At 73.5% G+C, this 5,512-nt stretch carries 5 protein-coding genes; 1 reads left to right on the forward strand and 4 read right to left on the reverse strand.

Annotation, left to right across the window (positions count from 1 at the left end):
* The 3 genes from DQW06_RS17685 to DQW06_RS17695 all read right to left on the reverse strand — a co-directional run.
* On the reverse strand, positions 1–807 hold an 807-nt coding region (locus tag DQW06_RS17685), incomplete at its 3' end, for a TIGR00730 family Rossman fold protein (protein ID WP_117198941.1).
* A gap of 136 nt (positions 808–943) precedes the next feature.
* Positions 944–2,008: a succinyl-diaminopimelate desuccinylase gene (gene dapE, locus DQW06_RS17690; RefSeq protein WP_071622714.1), complete on the reverse strand. Its 1,065-nt coding sequence runs from the start codon at positions 2,006–2,008 to the stop codon at positions 944–946.
* Between the two features lie 170 nt (positions 2,009–2,178).
* Entirely contained in the window at positions 2,179–3,015 is an 837-nt protein-coding gene (locus tag DQW06_RS17695) for a 2,3,4,5-tetrahydropyridine-2,6-dicarboxylate N-succinyltransferase (protein ID WP_013154904.1), read from the reverse strand.
* Between the two features lie 188 nt (positions 3,016–3,203).
* Here DQW06_RS17695 and DQW06_RS17700 point away from each other — a divergent pair, with 188 nt between their 5' ends.
* A complete protein-coding gene (locus tag DQW06_RS17700; protein ID WP_013154905.1) occupies positions 3,204–4,085 on the forward strand; it encodes a hypothetical protein in 882 nt (293 codons plus the stop codon).
* A 231-nt stretch (positions 4,086–4,316) separates the two neighbouring features.
* Here DQW06_RS17700 and dapC read toward each other — a convergent pair whose 3' ends face one another.
* Complete coding sequence (dapC, locus tag DQW06_RS17705; protein WP_117198942.1) at positions 4,317–5,423, reverse strand: succinyldiaminopimelate transaminase; 1,107 nt, start codon at positions 5,421–5,423, stop codon at positions 4,317–4,319.
* Positions 5,424–5,512: the final 89 nt, after the last annotated feature.

The following is a 5,512-nucleotide window of genomic DNA, read 5'->3' on the forward strand; positions in this document are numbered from 1 at the left end:
TTCCCGATCGTGCTGGTCGGCACCGAGTTCTGGGCCGGGCTGCTCCTCCGACTGCACGTGCTGTCGGTGGATGTCCAGGTGGGACTTGCGGATGATGTCGACCACCTCGTCGAGGTCGTCGGTCACCTGGACCAGCTCCATGTCGTGCGACTTGATGAGCTGGTTCTCCAGCAGGCTGGAGCGGATCCAGTCCCGCATCCCGCCCCAGAACTCGGTGCCGACCAGCACGATCGGGAAGCGGGTGACCTTGTTGGTCTGCACGAGGGTGGCCGCCTCGAACAGCTCGTCCAGGGTGCCGAAGCCCCCGGGCAGGACCACGAACGCCTGGGAGTACTTCACGAACATCGTCTTGCGGACGAAGAAGTACCGGAAGGTCACCCCGATGTCGACGTAGTCGTTGAGCGACTGCTCGAACGGCAGCTCGATGCCGAGTCCGACCGACAGCCCGCCCGCCTGCTGGGCGCCCTTGTTGACCGCCTCCATCATCCCCGGACCGCCGCCGGTGATGGTGGCGTACCCGGCCTCCGCCAGCTTGGCGCCCATCTGGACGCCGATGTCGTAGTAGCGGTTGCCGGGGCGCAGACGGGCCGAGCCGAACACGCTCACCGCCGAGGGCAGCTCCGAGAGCAGGCCGAAGCCCTCCACGAACTCCGACTGGATGCGCAGCACCCGCCACGGGTCGGTGTGCACCCAGTCCGTGGGTCCCCGCTGGTCGAGGAGGCGCTGGTCGGTGGTGGTGTTGGGGATGGAGTCGCCCCGGTAGGTGAGGGGCCCTGCGCGTCGTACGGTCTCTTCTTCTTCCGTCATGACGTAAAGCTATCCGCGTGGAACCGGCTCACACCTGAACCACACGTTTCACGGGGGTGACCACCAACGGCCTTTTCGCCGCCCCGGCCGGTGTCGGGGCTGGTCAGGGGTCCGTCGGCCGGGGCGCGGCGGGGGCTCAGCGGGCGCCCGACAACCAGGCGACCATGCGCTCTTCGGCCTCGTGGATGCGGGGGATCTCGGCGTACTCGTCCTTGGTGTGGGCGAGCGTCGGGTCGCCGGGGCCGTAGTTGACGGCGGGCACGCCCAGCTCGGAGAAGCGGGAGACGTCGGTCCAGCCGAGCTTGGCGCGGGCGCTGCCCTCCCCCACCGCGGTGACGAACGCCGCTGCCGAGGGCTCGTCCAGCCCGGGCCGGGCGGGGGCGGCGGCGTCGACCACGGCGAGCTCGAACCCGTCGAAGACCTCGCGCAGGTGCGCCTCGGCGTCGGCGACGGACAGGTCGGGGGCGAAGCGGTAGTTGACCCGGACCACGCACTCGTCGGGGATGACGTTGCCCGCGACCCCGCCCTCGATGGCCACGGCGTTGAGGCCCTCGTGGAAGCGCAGCCCCTCCACCTCGGGTTCGCGCGGGGTGTAGGCGCGCAGGACGTCCAGGACGGCTCCGGCGCCGTGGATGGCGTTCACGCCCATCCAGGAGCGGGCGCTGTGGGCGCGCTTGCCCCGGGTGGTGACCTCCACGCGCATGGTGCCCTGGCAGCCCCCCTCGATGACGCCGTCGGTGGGCTCCATGAGGACCGCGAAGTCCCCCGCCAGCCACTCGGGGTGGTTGCGGGCCAGGCGGAGCAGGCCGTTGCGGGAGGCGTCGACCTCCTCGTTGTCGTAGAAGACGTAGGTGACGTCGTGCACCGGCTCGGCGACCAGGGCGGCCAGCCTGAGCTGGACGGCGACACCGGCCTTCATGTCCGAGGTGCCGCACCCGTAGAGGCGGTCGCCGACGACGCGGGAGGGCACGTTGTCCACGATGGGGACGGTGTCGATGTGCCCGGCGATGACGACGCGGCGGGGACGGCCCAGGTCGGTGCGGGCGACGACGGCGTCGCCGTCGCGGCTGACGCGCAGGTGGGGCAGGGCCGACAGGGCGCCCTCGACCGCGTCGGCGAGGACCTTCTCGTCGCCGCTCTCGGATCGGATGTCCACGAGGGCGGCGGTCAGGGCCGCGGCGTCCGAGGTCAGGTCAAGCATGTGTCGCCCCGTTTCGGTGAGGTCGGGAAGCCGTTGGGCCGGGGGTCCGCGCCCCCGGTGACTGTCGATACCCCAGTCTGGGGCAACCGGGGGACGGCGAGAACCAGCCCTGACGGACGACCGGGGCGCCCTCCCCGTGCGGAAGGGCGCCCCGGTCGGGTGCGGACGGGTCAGGCGTTGACGCCGTGCTCGCGGAGCAGGTCGTTGAGCGCGAGCTTGTCGTGCTCCTCGCCCTCCTTCAGGCGCCTGAGCACGAGCAGCACCGGCATGCCGAAGTCGCCGCCGGGGAAGCTCTTGGCGCGGTTGGCGGTGACGCACACCGACCAGGCCGGGGCCTCGCCGCGCGGCAGCTCCTCGCCGGTCTCGGCGTCGAACACGCGGGTGGAGGAGGTGAGGATGGTGCCCGCGCCGAGCTTGGCGCCCTTGCGCACGCGGGCGCCCTCGACGACCATGCTGCGGGAGCCGAGGAAGGCGTCGTCCTCGATGACCACCGGGGAGGCCTGCGGCGGTTCGAGGACGCCGCCGACGCCGACGCCGCCGGACAGGTGGACGTTCTCGCCGACCTGCGCGCAGGAGCCGACCGTGGCCCAGGTGTCGACCATCGTGCCGGAACCGACGTGGGCGCCGATGTTGGTGAAGGACGGCATCAGGACGACACCGGGGGCGAGGTAGGAGCCCCAGCGGGCGATCGCCCCGGCGACGACGCGGACGCCGTCGAAGCGGGTCTTGAGCGGCATGCGGTCGTGGTGGTAGAAGTCGCCGACGTGCGACTCCTTCATCTCCAGGACCTTGAAGCCGAGGAGGATGGAGCGCTTGGCGCGCTCGTCGACGACGACCTCGTCGGTGGAGGGGTCGACGAAGGCCACGCGGGCCTTGCCCTCGTCGATCTGGTCGATCGCGCCGATGATGGTCTCACGGGCCTCGGTGTGGCCGGGCGTGAGCTCGGCGCGGCTCTCCCAGAGTTCGTCGATGCGGTCGGGCAGCGGGCTGGAGTACGAGCTGGTCATGTGCACACACGTTAGCCGCTCGCTCCGGGTGCGGGGGCACCCCCTCCCCGAGGCGGCCGTCACCTTCGCGCACGACCCGACGCCCGCCCCGGCGGCGGCTACAATGCGGCCGTGGCGCCGCGTGCGCCCCCGCGCGACGCCCCCTGCCGGTGCGGAGCGCCCACCTGTCGCCGACCCTTGGTTCGCCCGTGCCCAGTAAGCGCCGGAGGCTCTCCGCCTTCGTCAAGATCCTGCTCTCCCTGGTCCTCGTCTGCGGCTCGCTCGTCGCCGGGGCCTACTACGTGCTGACCACGTTCGAGCCGATCGACACCACTCCCCCGCCCGAGCCCGGGTGCCGCCTGACGATGGCCGACGGCCGGTACTCGATGGAGAACGCCCAGGCCGCGAGCGCGGCCACGGTGGGAGGCGTGGCGTTCGGCCAGGACCTGCCCCCGGAGGCCGTGACGATCGCCTTCGCGACGGTGTGGCAGGAGTCGGCGTTCTACAACGTGGAGTACGGCGACCGGGACTCCCTGGGGCTGTTCCAGCAGCGGCCCTCGCAGGAGTGGGGCGACCCGGAGCAGATCCTGGACCCGGTGTACGCCAGCAGCTCGTTCTACGAGGAGCTGGTGGAGGTGGAGGGCTGGGAGTCCATCCCGGTCTACGAGGCGGCCCAGGCGGTGCAGCGCAGCGCCGACGGCTACGCCTACGACCAGCACGAGCGCCTGTCCACGCGGATGGCCGAGGTCTTCACCGGCGCGCAGGGGGCCGCGCTGACGTGCTGGTACGGCGCCGAGGGGCTGGCGGACCTGCGGTCGGGCGAGGCGGACGCGGACGCCGCCCTGGAGGAGATGGAGCGGGTGTTCGGCACCGCCCCGGCGGACCTGCCGCTGGACGGGGACGAGGAGCCGCGGACCGGTGACCTGGGCTGGGCGATGGCCCTGTGGGCGGTGGCCCACGCCGAGGAGTACGGGCTGACGTCGGTGTCCTACGACGGGCAGCGGTGGCGGGCCTCGGACGGCACCGGCGACTCCGAGGACTGGGCGGCGGCCGACGGGGGCGACACCGGGGGCGGCCTGGTCCTGGAGTGATCCGGGCCGGCCGCGGGCCGGGTCGGGTGGCGGACCGGCTCGGATGGTGGACCGCGGCACGGTCCCGCGCGCCGGTCTCCCGGCGGCCCGGGCGGGCAGGCGGGCACGCCGCATGGCACCGGGACGGGTGGGCCCCCGATACGACAAGGGGACCACACCCCGGCACGCGGCGGCCACCGCCTCCGCCCGCCTGTGGACGACCGGCGGGGCCGCCCGGACGGCGGCCCCGGCTCAGGCCAGGCGCTCGGCCGCGGCCTCGACCCGCTCGTCGGTGGCGGTGAACGCCACGCGCACGTGCCCGGCGCCCGCCGGGCCGTAGAAGTCCCCGGGAGCGACCAGCACGCCGCGTTCGGCCAGGTGGGCCACCGCGCCCCAGGCGTCGTGGTCGGGGTGGCTGGCCCACAGGTACAGCCCGGCGTCGGAGTGCTCGATGCGCCAGCCCGCGCCCTCCAGGGCCTCGCGCAGCCTGGCACGGCGGGACCGGTAGCGCTCCTTCTGCTCGGTGGCGTGCGCGTCGTCGTCCAGGGCGGCGCCCATGGCCGCCTGGACGGGCGCGGGGACGATCATCCCGGCGTGCTTGCGCACCGCCAGCAGCTCCTCGACCAGCGCGGGGTCCCCGGTGACGAAGGCCGCGCGGTACCCGGCCAGGTTGGAGCGCTTGGACAGCGAGTGCACGGCCAGCAGGTTGTCGTGGGAGCCGCCGCACACGTCCGGGTGCAGGATGGACACCGGTTCGGCGCCGTCCCAGCCCAGGTCGAGGTAGCACTCGTCGGAGGCCACGATCGCGCCGCGCTCGCGGGCCCACTCCACCACCTTGCGCAGGTGCACGGTGCCCAGGACCCGGCCGGTCGGGTTGCTCGGCGAGTTCACCCACACCAGTCCGACGGGGGCGGGGCCGAGGGAGGTGAGGCCGTCGGAGGCCACCGGGGTGGCCCCGGCCACGCGCGCGCCGATGTCGTAGGTGGGGTAGGCCAGCTCGGGGTGGACGACCGTGTCGCCCGCGCCGAGGCCCAGGAGCGTGGGCAGCCAGGCCACGAGCTCCTTGGAGCCCACGGTGGGCAGGACGGCGCCCTCCGCCACGCGCACGCCGTGGCGGCGCTCCAGCCAGCCCGCGACGGAGGCGCGCAGCGCGGGCGTGCCCCAGGTCTGGGGGTAGCCGGGCGCGTCGGCGGCGTCGGCGAGGGCCTTGCGCAGCAGGGCGGGCACCGGGTCCACGGGGGTGCCGACGGACAGGTCGACGATGCCGCCGGGGTGCTCGGCGGCCCTGCGCTTGTACGGCGCCAGCCGGTCCCACGGGAAGGTCGGGAGCCGCTTCGCCACGGGTCGCCGCTCGGCCATCGCACTTACTCCATCCAGGTCGGGTCTTTGCCACAGGTCACACGGGGCCACACGTCACACAGGAATCGCGCCGACCCCCGCCACGGGGG

It is taken from the genome of Nocardiopsis sp. TNDT3, from assembly GCF_003427465.1.
GTDB lineage: Bacteria > Actinomycetota > Actinomycetes > Streptosporangiales > Streptosporangiaceae > Nocardiopsis > Nocardiopsis dassonvillei.